This is a genomic window from Falsiroseomonas sp., from assembly GCF_030695085.1.
Taxonomy (GTDB): domain Bacteria; phylum Pseudomonadota; class Alphaproteobacteria; order Acetobacterales; family Acetobacteraceae; genus Falsiroseomonas.
Map to the genome: position 1 here is coordinate 33,281 of NZ_JAUYTS010000083.1, position 15,512 is coordinate 48,792.

Here is a 15,512-nt window from a genome sequence, read left to right on the forward strand (position 1 = left end):
GACATGACCGGCTTCGTCCTGCGGCGCCTGCTGGCCGCGGTACCGACGCTGATCGCGGTGCTGACGCTGGTCTTCATCATCGTCCGCATCGTGCCCGGCGACCCGGCGCTGGTGATCCTGGGCGACCAGGCGACGCCGGAAGCGATCGCGGCGCTGCGCACCCGGCTGGGTTTGGACCGGTCGTTGTGGGCGCAGTATTTCAGCTTCATCACCAGCGCGCTGGTCGGTGACTTCGGCGTTTCCATGGTCACCGGCCGGTCGATCATGGCCGAGGTCGGCGCGGTGCTGCCGCATACGATCGACCTGACCCTGGCCTCGATGATCTTCGGCATCGTCATCGGCGTGCCGGTCGGCATCTGGGCGGCGCTGCATCGCAATGGCGTGGTCGATGTGGCGGCGCGGGTGCTGTCGCTGCTCGGCCTGTCCTTTCCGGTCTTTGTCTCCGGCATTTTCCTTCTGCTGGCGTTTTCGCTGCATTGGCGCTGGTTTCCCGTCATCGGCAGCGCCGACCTGTCCGATTACGGGGACCGGCTGCACAAGCTGGTGCTGCCGACGGTGGCGCTCGGGCTGGTGATGGCGGCCTACATCACGCGGGTGACGCGCAGCGCCATGCTGCAATCGCTCGGTGAGGACTACATCCGCACGGCGCGCGCGAAGGGCGTGCCGTGGCGCCGCGTGGTCTGGGTGCATGGGCTGCGCAACGCCTCGATCCCCATCGTCACCGTGGTGGGGCTGTATGTCGGCATCCTGCTCGGCAATTCCGTGTTGACGGAGATCGTCTTCAACCGGCCGGGTCTGGGCAAAATCATCGTCGGCGCGCTGAACCAGCGCGACTACACGATGCTGCAGGGATTGATGGTGATCTACTGCTTCCTGATCGTCGTGGTGAACCTCATCACCGATCTGCTCTATGGCGTGATTGACCCCCGGGTGAAGGCGGAATGAGCACCACACAGGAACTGGTGGCACCGCCCGCGCCCGCCGGCTGGAAGCGTGCGCTGGGCAAGGCGCGCAGCAATCCGACCACGGCGGTGGGCGTGGTGATCTGCATCATCATCATGGCGGCCGCCATCCTCGCCCCCTGGGTCGCGCCCTATGACCCGGCCGACCAGGACATCTTCAACCGCCTGCAGCCGCCCTCGGCCGAGTTCTGGCTGGGCACGGACCAGTTCGGGCGGGACATCCTCTCGCGCCTGATGTGGGGCGGGCGAATCTCGCTGACCGTCTCGCTCGGCGCCATCTTCGCCGCCGCCATCATCGGCGGCGCCATCGGCCTGATCTCCGGCTATATCGGCGGCCGGTTCGACCTGTTCGTGATGCAGGTGATGGATGTGCTGCTGTCCTTCCCCTCGCTCATCCTCGGGCTGATCGTGGTGGCGCTGCTGGGGCCGGAGTTGATCAATCTGGTGGTGGCCATCGCGCTGACTGCCATCGCCCCCTTCGCCCGCGTCGCCCGCGCGCCGACCATGGCGCTGAAGGAACGCGCCTTCGTCGAGGCCGGGCGCGCGCTCGGCTTCAGCCACACCCGCGTGCTGTTCCGCCATATCCTGCCCAACATCATGTCGGAGGTGATGGTGATGGGCACGCTGTGGCTGGCGACCGCGGTGCGTGTCGAGGCGTCCCTGTCCTTCATCGGCCTCGGCGTGAAGCCGCCGACCGCGACCTGGGGCGGCATGACCCGTGATGGCTTCGAGAATATCCTGGATGCGCCCTGGCTCGCCGTGTTCCCGGGCCTCGCCATCCTGTTCCTGGTGCTCGGGCTGAACATGGTGGGGGATGGGCTGCGCGATGCGACCGACCCGAAGCTGAGGAACGAATGACCGCACCCGTCCTCATCGTCGAAGGTCTCCGGAAGCATTTCGTCGCGAAGAAGGGGTTTCCAAAACCGCGCACCATCCGCGTGCGGGCGGTGGAGGATATCTCCTTCACCATCCATGCCGGGGAGGCCTTTGGCCTGGTCGGTGAGTCCGGCTGCGGCAAATCCACCGCCGCCCGCGCCCTGCTGCGGCTGATCGAACCCGATGCCGGCACCGTCACCTGGAAGGGGGAGAATGTCCTCACCGCCAAGGGTGCGGCGCTGAAGGCGCTGCGCCGGCGCATGCAGATCGTATTCCAGGACCCCTATTCCTCGCTCGATCCTCGGCAATCCATTGGCAGCGCGCTGATGGAGCCGATGCATGTGCATGGCCTGGCGGAAGGCCAGGAAGCCCGCCGCCGTGCCGGTGCGCTGCTTGAGGAGGTGGGCCTGCCGCCGGCCGCGCTGGATCGCTTCCCGCATGAATTCAGCGGCGGCCAGCGCCAGCGCATCGGCATCGCCCGCGCGCTGACGGTGGAGCCGGAGCTGATCGTGGCGGATGAGCCGGTCTCGGCGCTCGATGTCTCGGTGCAGGCGCAGGTGCTGCTGCTGATGCAGGATCTGCGCAAGCGCCGCGGCCTGTCCTTCCTGTTCGTCAGCCATGACCTGTCCGTGGTGCGCTGGTTCTGCGACCGCGTGGCAGTGATGTATCTCGGCCGCATTGTGGAGGAAGGTCCGGCCGGCCGCGTGCTGGCCAACCCGATGCACCCCTACGCGCAGATGCTGCGCGATGCCTCCCCGGTGCCGGACCCGGCGCGGCGCGGCGTGCTGCCGCGCATCATCGGGGAAATCCCATCAGCCGCGAATCCGCCGCCGGGCTGCCCCTTCCACCCGCGCTGCGTCCACGCCATGCCGCAATGCAGCCAGGTGATGCCGGGCTGGACGCTGGCAGCGGGCGACAACCAGGGCGGGGTCGCCTGCCACCTGCACGGCTGAGGCGCCGCCGGCCGTTCACTCCACGCGCGCGCCGGAAAGCTGGACGGCGCGCTGCCACTTCGCCAATTCCGCTGCATGGAAGGCCGTGGTGGTGGCGGCGTCGCTGCCAATGACGGTGGCGCCCAGCGCCTGCAGCCTTTCCCGCACGGCTGGCCTGGCCAGCGACGCCTGCATCTCCGCCGACAGCCGCTGCACAATGGCGGGCGGCGTGCCTGCGGGGGCGAAGACGATCACCCAGGCCGCGGCATCGAAGCCGGCCACCGTCTCCGCCACCGCCGGCACCTCCGGCAGCATCGCCGCGCGCGTGCCCGAGGTGACGGCGATGGCGCGAAGCTGGCCGGAGGAGAGGAAACCGGGCAGGGAGGGCAGGCCTTCGATCGTCACCTGCACCTCGCCCTGCATCACCGCCTGGATGGCCGGCGCACCGCCGCGAAAGGGGATGTGCGTCATCTCGATGCCGGTTGCGGCGCGCACCAGTTCGAAGGCCAGATGGCTGGTGGAGCCGGCGCCGGAGGTTGCGAAATTCAACGCGCCGGGCCGCGCCTGCGCCGCCTGCACCAGGTCGCCCAGGCTGCGGATCGGGCTGTTCGGGTTCACCACCATCACCTGGGGAAAGGACACCAGGTGGCTGACCGCGACGAAATCCTCGACCCGGTAGGGCAGGCTGCGGAACAGGAAGGGGTTGATCGCCATGGTGCCGGGCGAGCCAACCAGCAGCGTGGCACCATCCGGCCGCGCGCGCGCCACGAAATCCGTGCCGATATTGCCGGAGGCGCCGGTGCGGTTTTCGACGATGAAGGGCGTTCCAAGCCGCTCCGACAGATCCTGCGCCACCAGGCGAATCACCACATCCACGGCCGATCCGGCGGCGAAGGGATTGACGCAGCGCACCGGCCGGTCGGGCAGGCCCTGTGCCCGGGCGGGCCGCACCGGCAGGGCGAGGCCGGCGGCGATCAGGTGGCGGCGTGCGATACCCGCTTTCATGGCCCGGACGCTGTGGCCGGCGGAGGCGCAGAATGGCGCCCGACGCTCATGCGGTGACGGAGGGCGGCTCGCTCACGATCCGCGGTATTCGGCAGGAGCATCGAAGATCCTGAATGTGTTCAGCGGGATGCAACGACAAGCCGGGCGCCTGCCGCTGTCAAGACGCCGGATTGGCAGGTCGCGCGCCGCGGGCCATATCGCCCGGATGCAGAGCTTCGATGTTGTGGTGGCCGGCGCCGGCGCGGCCGGGATGATGGCAGCGCTGGTGGCCGCGGCGCGCGGCGCGCAGGTGGCGTTGCTGGAGCGCGATGCGGCGGCGCCCAGCACGCTGTCCGTCTCCGGCGGCTTGATCTCCGCCGCCGGCACGCGCTGGCAGGATGCGGTGGGGGAGCGCGACTCCCCCGGGACCTTCGCTGCCGATGTGCGGGCGAAAAGCGGCGCGGCGGTGGATGCCGTGCTGCTGGAGACGGTGACGCAGGGGGCGGCGGAGGCGGTGGCCTTCCTCGCCGATCTCGCGGGCCTGCCGATCCATCTGCACACTGCCTCCCGCTGGCCCGGCCATTCCGCCATGCGGCTGCATGCGACGCCGGCGGAAAGCGGCGCGGAATTGCAGGCACTGCTGCGCCAGGCGGTGGCGCGGCAGCCACGCATCAGCTTCCAGGATGGCGTGGCGGTGACGGCGCTGCGGCCGGAGGGGGTGGCGACCAGTGACGGTGCGATGGATGCCGCCGCCATCGTGCTCGCCACGGGCGGCTTCGGCGGTGCGCCGGGGCTTGTCGCGCAATACTGCCCGGAGGCGGCGCAGGCGGTGCATGTCGGCGGCCAACACGCCGATGGCGCCGGCATCGCCTGGGCGGCGGCGCTGGGGGCGGAGTTGCTCTGCATGGACAGCTACCAGGGCCAGCCGCATGTCTCGCCGCATCTGGTGGGCGGCGTGCGGCCGCGCTTCGGCGCCTCGCTGCCGGCGCTGGGCGCGGTGCTGGTGAACCGGCTGGGGCGGCGTTTCGTGGCGGAGGATATCGGCCCCTCCGAACTCACCGCGCATCTGCTGGCGCAACCCGGCGGTGTGGCGGTGGAGGTGTGGGGGGAGGCGGCGCAGCAGGCGGCGCTGGCCGGCGGCCCGTTCCGGCGGGCGGTGGAACTGGGCGCGGTGCTGCGCTGCGCCGACCTGTCCGAACTCGCCGCGCGCTTCGACCTGCCGGAGGACGCGCTGGCCGAGACCTTCGCGGCGCCGGATCGCTTCGGTCGTCGCCGCTGGGACGGGCCACCCCGGGCGCCCTTCTTTGCCGCGGAGGTCACGGGCGCGCTCGCCCATACCCAGGGCGGCGTGCGGGTAGATGCGGATGCGCGGGTGCTGCGCGCCGATGGCACCGCCATCCCGCGCCTGTTCGCCGCCGGCGGCGTGGCCTGCGGCATTTCGGGCCGGGGCGCTGCCGGCTATGTGCCGGGCAATGGCCTGGCGCAATCCTTCGCCCTGGGGCTGCGCGCCGGGCGCGCCGCGGCGCGATGATCGAAAGCCCCTGCACCCGGCTGTGCGAGATCGACGCGCATAGCGGCCTGTGCCGTGGGTGCGGCCGCACCATGGCGGAGATCACGGGCTGGAGCCGGCTGTCCCCTGCCGCGCGCGAGGCGCTGATGCGGCAATTGCCGGCGCGGCTGGCCCCGGTGGCGCGCCCCGCCTGAGGCTTCAGGGAATGGCGCCGGGCAGCGCCGTTCCCTGCCGCAGCAGGTCGAGGAGTTCGGCGGCGGCGGAGGTGCCGATCACCGGCTCCGCCAATTCGCGAAACTTGGCGGCAAGCTCCGCATCGCTCAGCGGCGCGTCCGGGTCGCCCTTGCGGGTCGGCTGGTGGTGGCGCAGCACGCGGCCATCGGTCAGCCGCACCTCGAGGTTGGCGGCGCGCCGGGCCGGGTAGTCGGCGGCGAGCGCCGGGTCGAGGCTGACGGTCACCTTCGGCATCACCGCGCGGATGCGCGGATCGGCCAGGCTTTCCGGCGTGAAGGCGGCAATCCGCACGCCGCCCAGCACCAGCAGCGCGCCGAGGCAGTATTGTGCCGAGAACCGCGCCTGCTGTTCCGTCGCCACCTCCGGCCGGTCACACACATCCTTGGTGGCGGAGTAGCCGCCGAGATGGATGGCGGCGACATCCCCCGCCCCGAAGCCGTGCTGCGCCTGCATCGCCGCCAGCCCGTCGAGGCCCGCGAAGATGTGGCCGCAGCAGCCGTGATTCTTGAAGGTCATGCTGGTGATGGCGATGTGGTCATCGAGGCTCGCCAGCGCCTTGTCCCACTTGCCGGCATCCTCGCTGGTGGCGGCGGCGAAGCCGACCGGGCCGTGCAGCACATCCAGCGCGCCGGTGACGCCCGCGGAAGCGGCAAGGGCGGCCAGCGCGCCAGCCTCCGCCGCATGGCCGGGATGCAGCGGCTTGCTCATGCCTTCGCCCCGGAAGGCCTGTTGCAGGCCGCCGGCCATGGTGGCGGCGGTGGCCAGCGCATGGGCCATGCGCGTCTCGTCCAGGCCGAGCACGACGCCCACGGCCGCCGCCGCGCCGAAGGTGCCGACGGTGCCGGTGGTGTGCCAGCAGCGGTAATGGCTGGGCTGGACCGCCAGGCCGATGCGGCAGCCGACCTCATAGCCCGCGGTGATGGCGCGCAGCAGCAGGTCCATGTCGCTGGCTTGCGCCTGGGCAGCGGCGAGCGCGGCGGGGATCGTGGGGCAGCCAGGGTGGTAGCCGGCATCGCGGTAGATGTCGTCGAATTCCACCGTGTGGCTGGCGGTGGCGTTCAGCAGTGCCGCGTGGCGCAGCCCGCCCGCCTGGCCATCGACGTAGCAGATGGCGCGTCCGTTGCCGCGCTGGTCCGCCAGCACGCGGGCCATCAGGCTTGCGGGGGGTTGCGAAACGCCCGGCAGCAACGCGGCGAACCAGTCGATCAACGCGCGGCGGGCGTGATGCGCGACATCCTCCGGCAAGGGCCGGTCGCGCCAGCTCGCGGCATGCGCGGCGAGGCGGATCAGGGGGTTGTCCATGCGTGCGGTTCCGTTTGTCCCAGTGCCGCCAGCATGCACCGCGCGCCGCCCGGCGCCAGCCCGTGGCGCGCGGTTGCTGGGGGCAAAACGAAATGCAGCTGGTATCCAGACCCTGCGCTCAACCTACCCGCCGGCAGAGCGGGACGCGGCGCGAGGAAGGCCGGCGCGGCTGCACCCATCGAGACAAGGGACCGCTCCATGATCCTCACCCGCCGCCTTGCCCTCGGGGCAGGCCTGCTTGCCGCCACGCGCCCGGCCCATGCCGCCTGGCCCGAGCGGCCGCTGACCATCATCGTGCCCTTCGCCGCCGGCGGCGGCACGGACGTTTCCGCCCGGGTCATGGCGCAGTTCCTGGAGGTGGAGCTGGGCCAGCCGGTGGTGGTGCAGAATCGCGGCGGCGCGGGCGGCGAGATCGGGCTGACGGCGCTGGCCGATGCGCGGCCGGATGGCTACACGCTCGGCATCATCAACACCCCCGGCATCGTCACCATCCCGATCGAGCGTACGCCGCGCTGGTCGATGGACAGCTTCACCTTCATCGCCGCCGTGGTGGACGACCCGGCCACCCTCGCCGTGCACCCGGACAGCGAAATCCGCAGCATCGCGGACTTGGTCGCTGCGGCGCGGCGCGAGCCGGGCCGCATCACCGTGGCCGACCAGGGACCGGGTTCCGCCGGCAGCATCAGCGTCATGCTGCTGGAACAGGCGGCCGGCGTGCGGTTCGAGCCGGTGGCCTATGCCGGCACCGCGCCGGGCGCGCAGGCGCTGATGACGCGGGAGATCCAGGTCGCCACCGCCAATCTGGGTGAGAGCCTGACCTTCGCCCAGCGCCAGCCCTGGCGGACGCTCGGCGTGATGTCCGATGCGCGGCACCCGATGGCGCCCGATGTGCCGACCTTCAAGGAAGCCGGCTACGACATCCGCGGCGGGTCGCTGCGCGGGCTGGGTGGGCCGAAGGGCATGCCGGCGGAGGTGGTGGCGCGGATTTCGTCGGCGCTGGACAAGGTGCTGGCCAACCCCGCCTTCCGCGCCACCAGCGAGCGCGCCTTCCAGCCGCTGCGCTACCTGAACCCCGCGGATTACGTGGCCTTCCTGCGCCAGGTGGATGCCACCCACCGGGCGCTGTGGCGCGAGAGGCCCTGGCGGCGTTAGGCCGCCGCCTGCGCCGCCAGTTTTCGGTAGCGTTCGCGCGCCGCCTCCAGATGCTGGCGCATGGCGCCGCGGGCGGCCTTCGGATCGCCCGCCGCGATCGCCTCCGCCACCAGCCGGTGCTCGCCGCGCACCTGCGCCAAATATTGCTTCCGCTCCGCATCGCTGCGCTCGACCAGGCCAAGCGCGCGGCGCGGGATGGCATGGCGGCCGAGCACTTCCAGGAAGCGCAGGAAATGCGGGTTGCCGGTGGCCATGAAGATGGCGCGGTGCAGGGCGAAATCGGCCTCCGCCGCATCGCCGCCGGCGGCCACCGCGGCATCGAAGGTCGCCTCGGCCTCGCCGATCAGGGTCAAGGCGGCCTGGCTGCGGCGTTCGGCGGCGAGGCCGGCGGCTTCCACCTCCAGCGCCAGGCGCAGTTCCAACACCTGGATGACCTGTTGCAGTCCCTCGGCCTCGCTGGGGGTCAGGCGGAAGATGCCCTCGCCGGGGCGCTCGGTGACGAAGGCGCCGACGCCCTGGCGGGTCACCACCAACCCCTCCGCCCGCAGCGCCGCCACCGCTTCGCGCACCACGGTGCGGCTGACGCCGGCTTCCCGCATCAGATCCTGCTCGGTCGGCAGGCGGGCGCCGGGAGCGAGGCGGCCGGAGCGGATTTCCTCGGCCAGGCGATGCACCAGGGCGCCGGTCAGGTTTGCGGCCGGGCGCAGCGGCGCCATGCCGATGTCGCGGCGCATCATGGCAGCCGGGTCAGGTGGCGTTGGGTCATCATATGATATGACAACCCTCGGCCCCTGCCGTCAATTCAGGCTCAGGCAACCCGCTCCGCTGAGACGCCCGCTTCCGCCGCCGAGATCAGCCGATCCTCGAACCAGAGCGCCGCGCAGATGGCGGACATGGCGCGCCCGTCATGCCCCACGCCGGCCACCGGCACGAGCTTCCAGTTGCACGCCACGCCTCGCCGCGCCGCCTCCGCACGGCCCGCTTCCAGGTAGTTGTGCGCGCGGGCGAAGCGATGCGGGCCCTGTGCCAGCGCGGCGGGCTGGGAGGGGAGGGAGGGGCCGTCCGTCTCGGTATCCTGGTCGCCGGCCAGGATGGTCATCGGAAAGGCGAGCAGCGCCAGCAGCGCCGTCTCCCCCAGCCCGATGCCGCCGAGCCCCTCGGGGAACGCCCGGTCCAGAGTCGGCAGCGTGTACCAGCCCGGATTGCCGATGGTGGCCGCCTCCAGCCAGTCATGCGGCTGGGTTGAGAGCAGCCGGTGGCCGAACTGCCCGCCGGCGGAATGGCCGAACAGATGCGCCTTGTCCCGCGTGGTCACGCCAGCCTGGCGCAGCGCCTGGAAGATGCGCTGCGGAATGGCGTAGCCCCAGCTCTCGGCCGGCCGCGGCTGGCCGAGGTCATCCAGCACCAGGCCGTTATTGTAGTGCTCGGCCTCCGGCCAGGCCTGCTTGCCATAGGTGGGGGCGATGATGAGCAGCCCGTGCTTCTCGGCCGCCGGAATCCAGAAATCGCGATAGTCGTCACCATTCCGCAGCATGCCGTGCTGCACGATGACGACGGGATTCTCCGGCCGGTGGCTGGCCGGGCGATAGCCATGCAGGGTCAGCGGCCGGGCCAGGTCGCAGGCCGCATCCGCCCAGGGAATGGCGCTGCGGCCGGGCTGCGAGAAGGCAAGCGCCAGGGGAGACAGGGGCGGGCTCATTGCGGGCGGATCTCCTGCGCCAGGGTCTGCTGGTCCATCCGCCCGGCATAGGTGAGGCCGCGGCGGAAAGCCCAGATGGCGCTTTCGAAATGCAGCGGCAGGATCGGCATCTCCTGCAGGCCGATGCGGCTGGCCTCGCGCAGCAACTGCTCCCGCTCCGGCTCTCCCATGGTGGTCAGCGCGGTCAGCGCCGCGGCGTCGAAGGCGGCGTGGGACCAGTTGCCGTAGTTGCTGCCGCCGACGCCCCGCTCGCGATCCGTGCTGGCCATCCAGGTGCGGAAGAACAGCAGCGTTTCCTCCGCGCTCGCCGCCCAGCCGCCCATCGGAATCGAGAATTCGCGCCGGGCGCGGCGGCCGAAGAACACGTTGGAGGGCATCGCATCCACCTCCGCCCGCACGCCGATGCGGGCGAAATACTGGCCGATCGCCTGGATCACGCGGGCATCATTGACGTAGCGGTTGTTGGTCGCGTGCAGGGTCAGGCTGAAGCCGTTGGCGTAGCCGGCCTCCGCCAGCAGGGCGCGGGCGCGGGCCGGGTCGTAGGGCAGCACGGGCAGGCCGGGGATGGTGCCGAACATGCCCTCCGGCAGGAATTGCGCGGCGGGCAAAGCGAGCCCATCCATCACCCGGCTGGCGATGGCGTTGCGATCGATGGCGAGCGACAGCGCCTGGCGCACCCGCACATCCTGCAACGGGTTCGGCGCCATGCCGCCATTGACGAAGGGCGCCGGGTTGCGCTGGTCCAGCTGCAGGAAGATCAGCCGCGTGGTCGGCGCGACGGCCAGGCCGATGGCGGCATTGTTGCGCAGCCGCGGGATGTCGCCGGTGGCGGGTGCCTCCACCACATCATGGTCACCGGCCAGCAGCCCGGCGAGGCGCGGACCGGCGGCGGTCACGGGTTGCAGCCGCACCTGCGCCCAATGCGGCGTCTCGCCCCAGTATCCGTCATGCCGCGCCAGTTCGGTCACGCCGCTGCGGCCGAAATGCCGCAGGCGGAAGGGGCCGGTGCCGATCGCCGCCGAGCCATCGTTGAACTGCGCCAGCGCCGGCCAGGGCTGGCCGCGTCCGCCGCACTGATCTTCCAGGCTGAAGGCGATGGGGCGTGCCGGCACCAGGCCGGCCGGGATGATCCGCAGCGTGGACAGGTCCGCCGGCAGCAGCGGTTCCGGCTGGCGTGTGCCGATGACGATACGGTGCGGCCCCTCCGCCTCCACCCGGTCCAGGCGGCGGACGATGGAGGAGAAGGAGCTGGCCAGCTCCCCCTCATTGTTCAGGATGCGGCAGAAGGAGAACACCACATCCGCGGCGGTGAAATCCTGGCCATTGTGGAATTTCACCCCTTCCCGCAGGTCGAAGACCCAGGTGGTGTCGTCGCGCCGGGACCAGGCGGTGGCGAGCGACGGCCCCGCCTTCAGCCGCGCATCCAGCGCGACCAGGGATTCAAAGACATGGTTGTGCAGGGTGGAATTGGGGGCTGCCGCGTATTGCTGCGGGTCGGCCGAGGTCGGCTCCGCCGCCATGCCGATGCGCAGCGTCTGTGCCTGCGCCTCGATGGCGCCGGGCCCCGTCCAGCCGGCCCCTGTCCAGACACCAAGGCAGGCGGCGCCTGCCAGAACAACTCGCCTCATGCCGTGCATCCCTCAGCCGTCGGCCATCATGCCGCCGATGAGGGTGTTCGGCCTAGTCAGGTCACGCGGAAGTTGCGGAACTGCCACGGATCGGTGGTGTCCACATCCTCGGGGAACAGCACGCCGCGGCCTTCCAGCGGGGTCCAGCCGGCATATTCACCGACCACGTCGCCGAGATAGGGCGCGCAGATGTCCAGCACCCTTGCATGATCGATCTCGTCCGACTCGACGAGGCCCTGGCGCGGGTTCTCCATGGCCCAGATCACCCCGGCCAGCACCGCCGCCGTCACCTGCAACGAGGTGGCGTTGTTGTGCGGCGCGGCGCGGCGGGCCTCGCCGATGGTGAGGCGGGAGCCGAACCAATAGGCGCCCCTGGCGTGGCCCATCAGCAAGACGCCCAGCTCATCCATGCCGTGGGTGATCTCATCCGTCATCAGCCGCTTCTCCGGCTGCATCTCCCAGTTCTTGCCGGCGAGTTCATGCACCGACAGCACCGCGTCGTCGCAGGGGTGGTAGGCGTAATGCGCGGTGGGGCGGTAGGTGACCGCGCCAGTGTCATCGCGCAGCGTGTAGTAATCCGCCAGCGAAATGCTCTCGTTATGGGTGATGAGGAAGCCATGCATCGGCCCCTCCAGCGGCGTCCAGGTGCGCACGCGGGTGGAGGCGCCGGGGCGCATCAGGTAGATCGCGGCATCGCAGCCGAAGCCGTGCCGGTGGCCATCCGGCGGCAATGCCTTCTCGTGGCTGCCCCAGCCGAGCTCCGCCGGCTGGCAGCCTTCGCCGACGAAGCCATCGACCGACCAGGTGTTGACGAATTCGCCCGGCTTCTTCGGGCGCTCGGCCACCTGGGTGTCACGCTCCGCGATGTGGATGACCTTCACGCCGAGACTTTGGGCGATTTGCGCCCAGGCGGTGCGGTCGCTGGCCGGCGGCGGGGTGGCGATTGGCGCGCCGGTGTCGCGGGCGATGTTCAGCAGCGCCTGCTTGACGAAGTGGCTGACCAGCCCCGGGTTCGCGCCATGCGCGGTGATGCTGGTGGGTCCGCCCACAAACGCCGGACGCAGCGCGATGGCGGCTTCGCGCATCGCGTAGTTGGACCGCTGCGACGGCGTCAGCGACGTGTCGGTATAGCCGCCGGCCCAGGGCTCCACGACGGTGTCGAGGTACAGCACGTCCAGCTTGTGGCACAGCTTCATCAGCTCCACCGATGACACGTCCACCGACAGGTTCAGCAGGAAGTCGCCCGGCGCCAGCAGGGGCGAGAGCAGATCGGCAAAATTCTCGCGCGTTGCCGCCTGCAGGATGAAGCGGATGCCGTATTCGGCGGCCACGTCATCACCGCGGGTTTCCGCGGTGACGATGGTGATGCGCTCGGACGGGATGTCGATGTGCCGCAGGATCAGCGGCAGGACACCCTGGCCGATCGAGCCGAAGCCCAGCATGACCAGGCGGCCGGAGAATTCTGCGTGCTTCATCGTCCAGGCACTCCATTCAGGTTTCTTGGGTGGAGGCGGCCTGCGCCGCCTCCCGGTCTTCAGGCCGCTTGCACGTCCTGCACATAGCCCGGCGTTTCCAGCAGTGGCAGGTCGGCCACTTCCACCACGCCGGCGCGGTCCATGCCGTTGAAGGCGGTGCGCAGGCAGGCGCCATAGGCACCGAGCTGGCCGATCTCGATCCAGTCGCCCTCCGCCACATCGGCCGGCAGCAGGAAGGGGCCTTCCATGCGGTCCGCGGTGTCGCAGGTCGGGCCGAAGAAGCTGAAGGGCACCGTCTCCGCCTCGCTGACGGAACCGGGCCGGATCAGCTTCACCGGGAAGCGGAAGCCGGGCACGCCGGCATCGGACAGCGCGCCATAGACGCCATCATTGATGAACAGCATGCCATCGCGCCGCGCCTGCACCTGCACGACGATGGAGGCACCGCCCGCCACCAGCGCGCGGCCCGGCTCCGCCCACAGCTCCACCCCCGGCAGCGCTGCCTCGGCGAAGGCCGTGGCGATGCTGTCCATGAAGGCCGAGAGCGGCGGCGGCACGACATCCGGATAGGCCACCGGGAAGCCGCCACCGACATCCAGCACCTCCACCGCCACGCCCGCCTGCCGGATCACGGCAGCGGCGAGGGCGATGGCGCGGGCATAGGCGGCAGGCTCCAGGCATTGCGAGCCGACATGGAAGGACACCCCAAGCTTGCCCGCATGTGGCCGCGCCGCACGCAGCAGCGCCACCGCTTCCGCCGGCTCCGCGCCGAATTTCCCGGAAAGGTCATAGACCGCGCTGCCCTTCGGCAGGCCGAGGCGGATGATGAGGTTGAGATCCTCGCCCCCCGTCTCCTCCAGGATCTTGGCCAGCTCCGCCGGGGAATCCAGCACGAAGTCGCGGACGCCGTGGGTGGCGTAGGCCTCGCGGATCGCGCCGCGCGCCTTCACCGGGTGCATGAAGTGGATCACGGCCTGCGGGAACAGGCTGCGCACCAGGCGCACTTCGCCGGCCGAGGCACAGTCGAAATGGCGCAGGCCACCGGCCCACAGCGCGCGCAGCACCGTGGGGTCCGGGTTGCACTTCACGGCGTACATGGTGGTGCCCGGGAAGGCCGCCTGGAAGGTGGCGCCCGCCGCGCTGATGGTGGCCGGCCGCAGGCAGTGCAGCGGATCTTCCGGCCGCAGCGCCGCGACCACGCCCGCGACATTGCGGGGTAGTGCAGGAGCGGCGGGGCGGCGGAGCGGCGCGGTGGCGCCGCGGAAGCGGAGGACGGTCATGGCGGGGCTCCCTGGGCCTGGGGTTTGCGCGGCTGCGCGGGCAATTTGGCCCGCCGCCGCGCCACGGCCCCGAAGGGCGGGCGCGGCGGCGGGAAGGAGGGAACCGGGGCCGGATCGGCGCGCACCCTTGGTTCACCGCGCACGGCACGCCCGCCACCTTGCGGTGGGGAACGGGACGCGGGCGGCGGAAGCGTCGCAGGCCGGCGCCTCAGACCCTCGGGTCTGGACGGGCGGCATGCGGCGCTTCGGGCGCGGTCACGCGGAAAGTCGCGGGGGAAATCCCGGCTTCGCGCGGCGGCGATCAGGCGACACAGGCGGTTCCCTCGAACCTTCCGGCCCTTGCAGGCCGGCTGAACAAAGGACGCGTCCCGTCGTTGCTGTGCCCCGGATAGGCGGGGGCTCGCGGCACGTGCGATGGCGTCGGGTCTCCGCGGCGCGCCACAAGGCGTCGCCACGGCCGGATAAATAGCGGTCACCTCCGCAGAGTGCAAGAGGTTTTTTCGGGCCTTTGCGGAATTGTCGCGGGGGACTGCCTGTGATCGACTTGATCGACCGGAAGGGTTTCAGCCGCGGCAGAGGTATTCCCAGACCATGCTGGCGGCCGCCAGGGCGGTGATCTCGCCATGGTCGTAGGCGGGCGCCACCTCCACCACATCCATGCCGCGGAAATCCGCGCCGCCGAGGCGCCGCAGCACCGCCTGCGCCTGCCAGGTCGCCAGGCCGCCAATCTCCGGCGTGCCGGTGCCTGGGGCGAAGGCGGGGTCCAGCGCATCGATGTCGAAGGACAGGTAGGCGGGCGCGGCGCCCAGCACCTGGCGCACCCGCGCCGCCACCGCCTCCGGCCCCGTCTCATGGAATTGCTGGGCGGTGATGACGGTGACGCCCTGGCCGAGCGTCCAGTCCCAGACCTCCCGCTGCACCGGGGACCGGATGCCGAGCTGGATCATCCGCTTCGGCTCCACCAGCCCCTCATTGATCGCGTGGTAGAAGACCGAGCCATGCGCATAGGCCTGGCCGAAATTATCGGCCCAGGTATCCACATGCGCGTCGAACACCAGCAGGCCGAGCGGGACGCCCAGCTTCTTCCGCAGCGCCCGCAGCAGCGGCAGCGTCACGCCATGCTCGCCGCCGAGCGCCACCAGATGGCCGACCGCCGCCGCCTGCTGCTCGATCCGCGCCAGGCTGCCGGGGATGTCGCCCAGTGCCAGTTCGAAATCACCCAGATCGGCCAGCGGCAGCGCCGCCGGGTCCACCCAGCTGCCGGGATGCGCGCCATCCACCAGCATACGGGATGCGGCGCGGATCGCCCTTGGCCCGTCCCGCGTGCCGGCGCGGTTGGTGGTGCCGATATCCATCGGGATGCCGGCAATGCCGATGGCATCCTGCGGGTCCCGCCGCGTGACGCCGAGAAAGCCGGGCGGGGTGGCATAGGTGGGCGTTCCGGCCATGACGACTCCTGATGGGATGGACAGCGCCCC

14 protein-coding genes are annotated in these 15,512 nt (G+C 70.9%); 6 read left to right on the plus strand and 8 right to left on the minus strand.

The window, feature by feature from the left end; all coding sequences use genetic code 11:
* Positions 1–3 precede the first annotated feature (3 nt).
* From Q8S40_RS10145 to Q8S40_RS10155, 3 genes are read left to right on the plus strand one after another with little or no spacing between them, the layout of a single operon-like run.
* Positions 4–945 carry an ABC transporter permease gene (locus Q8S40_RS10145; protein WP_304807859.1) on the plus strand — a complete coding sequence of 314 codons (942 nt, stop codon included), beginning with the start codon at positions 4–6 and terminating at the stop codon, positions 943–945.
* Positions 942–1,820, plus strand: coding sequence for an ABC transporter permease (locus Q8S40_RS10150; RefSeq protein ID WP_304807861.1), 879 nt, complete (start codon positions 942–944; stop codon positions 1,818–1,820). Before Q8S40_RS10145 ends, Q8S40_RS10150 begins: the two co-directional genes overlap by 4 nt.
* Positions 1,817–2,791 (plus strand): ABC transporter ATP-binding protein, encoded by a 975-nt coding sequence (locus tag Q8S40_RS10155; RefSeq protein ID WP_304807863.1) that lies wholly within the window; start codon positions 1,817–1,819, stop codon positions 2,789–2,791. The genes Q8S40_RS10150 and Q8S40_RS10155 overlap by 4 nt, the downstream gene beginning before the upstream one ends.
* 15 nt (positions 2,792–2,806) lie before the next feature.
* On the opposite strand, the gene Q8S40_RS10160 is transcribed toward Q8S40_RS10155, so the two are convergent.
* The gene (locus Q8S40_RS10160) at positions 2,807–3,775 is read right to left on the minus strand and encodes a tripartite tricarboxylate transporter substrate binding protein (RefSeq protein WP_304807865.1); all 969 of its coding nucleotides are present in this window, start codon (positions 3,773–3,775) and stop codon (positions 2,807–2,809) included.
* 127 nt (positions 3,776–3,902) lie between these two features.
* Between Q8S40_RS10160 and Q8S40_RS10165 the strand changes: the two genes are divergently transcribed.
* Positions 3,903–5,285 (plus strand): FAD-dependent oxidoreductase, encoded by a 1,383-nt coding sequence (locus tag Q8S40_RS10165; RefSeq protein WP_371136826.1) that lies wholly within the window; start codon positions 3,903–3,905, stop codon positions 5,283–5,285.
* Positions 5,282–5,458, plus strand: coding sequence for a DUF1289 domain-containing protein (locus Q8S40_RS10170; RefSeq protein WP_304807868.1), 177 nt, complete (start codon positions 5,282–5,284; stop codon positions 5,456–5,458). Before Q8S40_RS10165 ends, Q8S40_RS10170 begins: the two co-directional genes overlap by 4 nt.
* Before the next feature lie 4 nt (positions 5,459–5,462).
* Here Q8S40_RS10170 and Q8S40_RS10175 read toward each other — a convergent pair whose 3' ends face one another.
* On the minus strand, positions 5,463–6,800 hold the full coding sequence (locus tag Q8S40_RS10175; RefSeq protein ID WP_305670284.1) for an MmgE/PrpD family protein: 1,338 nt from the start codon (positions 6,798–6,800) through the stop codon (positions 5,463–5,465).
* A gap of 198 nt (positions 6,801–6,998) precedes the next feature.
* On the opposite strand from Q8S40_RS10175, the gene Q8S40_RS10180 reads away from it, so the two are divergent.
* A complete protein-coding gene (locus tag Q8S40_RS10180; RefSeq protein WP_305670285.1) occupies positions 6,999–7,952 on the plus strand; it encodes a tripartite tricarboxylate transporter substrate binding protein in 954 nt (317 codons plus the stop codon).
* Here the strand turns inward: Q8S40_RS10180 and Q8S40_RS10185 are convergent.
* From Q8S40_RS10185 to speB, 6 genes are all read right to left on the minus strand, one after another.
* A complete protein-coding gene (locus tag Q8S40_RS10185) occupies positions 7,949–8,689 on the minus strand; it encodes a FadR/GntR family transcriptional regulator (RefSeq protein WP_305670286.1) in 741 nt (246 codons plus the stop codon). The genes Q8S40_RS10180 and Q8S40_RS10185 overlap by 4 nt on opposite strands.
* Before the next feature lie 71 nt (positions 8,690–8,760).
* Positions 8,761–9,651, minus strand: a complete 891-nt coding sequence (locus Q8S40_RS10190; RefSeq protein WP_305670287.1) for an alpha/beta hydrolase — start codon at positions 9,649–9,651, stop codon at positions 8,761–8,763.
* On the minus strand, positions 9,648–11,279 hold the full coding sequence (locus tag Q8S40_RS10195) for an ABC transporter substrate-binding protein (protein WP_305670288.1): 1,632 nt from the start codon (positions 11,277–11,279) through the stop codon (positions 9,648–9,650). The genes Q8S40_RS10190 and Q8S40_RS10195 overlap by 4 nt, the downstream gene beginning before the upstream one ends.
* A gap of 56 nt (positions 11,280–11,335) precedes the next feature.
* Positions 11,336–12,754 (minus strand): homospermidine synthase, encoded by a 1,419-nt coding sequence (locus Q8S40_RS10200; protein WP_305670289.1) that lies wholly within the window; start codon positions 12,752–12,754, stop codon positions 11,336–11,338.
* Positions 12,755–12,813: 59 nt separating this feature from the next.
* Positions 12,814–14,034 carry a type III PLP-dependent enzyme gene (locus tag Q8S40_RS10205; RefSeq protein ID WP_305670290.1) on the minus strand — a complete coding sequence of 407 codons (1,221 nt, stop codon included), beginning with the start codon at positions 14,032–14,034 and terminating at the stop codon, positions 12,814–12,816.
* Between the two features lie 563 nt (positions 14,035–14,597).
* Positions 14,598–15,482, minus strand: coding sequence for an agmatinase (gene speB, locus Q8S40_RS10210; protein WP_305670291.1), 885 nt, complete (start codon positions 15,480–15,482; stop codon positions 14,598–14,600).
* Between the last annotated feature and the right edge of the window lie 30 nt (positions 15,483–15,512).

What these genes read in the sequence shown, in the direction of transcription:
- Q8S40_RS10170 (WP_304807868.1), top strand. Translation starts at nt 5,282, where the DNA reads ATGATCGAAAGCCCCTGCACCCGGCTGTGCGAGATCGACGCGCATAGC.
- Q8S40_RS10195 (WP_305670288.1), bottom strand. Translation starts at nt 11,279, where the DNA reads ATGAGGCGAGTTGTTCTGGCAGGCGCCGCCTGCCTTGGTGTCTGGACA.
- Q8S40_RS10200 (WP_305670289.1), bottom strand. Translation starts at nt 12,754, where the DNA reads ATGAAGCACGCAGAATTCTCCGGCCGCCTGGTCATGCTGGGCTTCGGC.
- Q8S40_RS10185 (WP_305670286.1), bottom strand. Translation starts at nt 8,689, where the DNA reads ATGATGCGCCGCGACATCGGCATGGCGCCGCTGCGCCCGGCCGCAAAC.
- Q8S40_RS10150 (WP_304807861.1), top strand. Translation starts at nt 942, where the DNA reads ATGAGCACCACACAGGAACTGGTGGCACCGCCCGCGCCCGCCGGCTGG.
- Q8S40_RS10165 (WP_371136826.1), top strand. Translation starts at nt 3,903, where the DNA reads ATGCAACGACAAGCCGGGCGCCTGCCGCTGTCAAGACGCCGGATTGGC.
- Q8S40_RS10155 (WP_304807863.1), top strand. Translation starts at nt 1,817, where the DNA reads ATGACCGCACCCGTCCTCATCGTCGAAGGTCTCCGGAAGCATTTCGTC.
- Q8S40_RS10190 (WP_305670287.1), bottom strand. Translation starts at nt 9,651, where the DNA reads ATGAGCCCGCCCCTGTCTCCCCTGGCGCTTGCCTTCTCGCAGCCCGGC.
- Q8S40_RS10205 (WP_305670290.1), bottom strand. Translation starts at nt 14,034, where the DNA reads ATGACCGTCCTCCGCTTCCGCGGCGCCACCGCGCCGCTCCGCCGCCCC.
- Q8S40_RS10160 (WP_304807865.1), bottom strand. Translation starts at nt 3,775, where the DNA reads ATGAAAGCGGGTATCGCACGCCGCCACCTGATCGCCGCCGGCCTCGCC.
- Q8S40_RS10145 (WP_304807859.1), top strand. Translation starts at nt 4, where the DNA reads ATGACCGGCTTCGTCCTGCGGCGCCTGCTGGCCGCGGTACCGACGCTG.
- Q8S40_RS10175 (WP_305670284.1), bottom strand. Translation starts at nt 6,800, where the DNA reads ATGGACAACCCCCTGATCCGCCTCGCCGCGCATGCCGCGAGCTGGCGC.
- speB (WP_305670291.1), bottom strand. Translation starts at nt 15,482, where the DNA reads ATGGCCGGAACGCCCACCTATGCCACCCCGCCCGGCTTTCTCGGCGTC.
- Q8S40_RS10180 (WP_305670285.1), top strand. Translation starts at nt 6,999, where the DNA reads ATGATCCTCACCCGCCGCCTTGCCCTCGGGGCAGGCCTGCTTGCCGCC.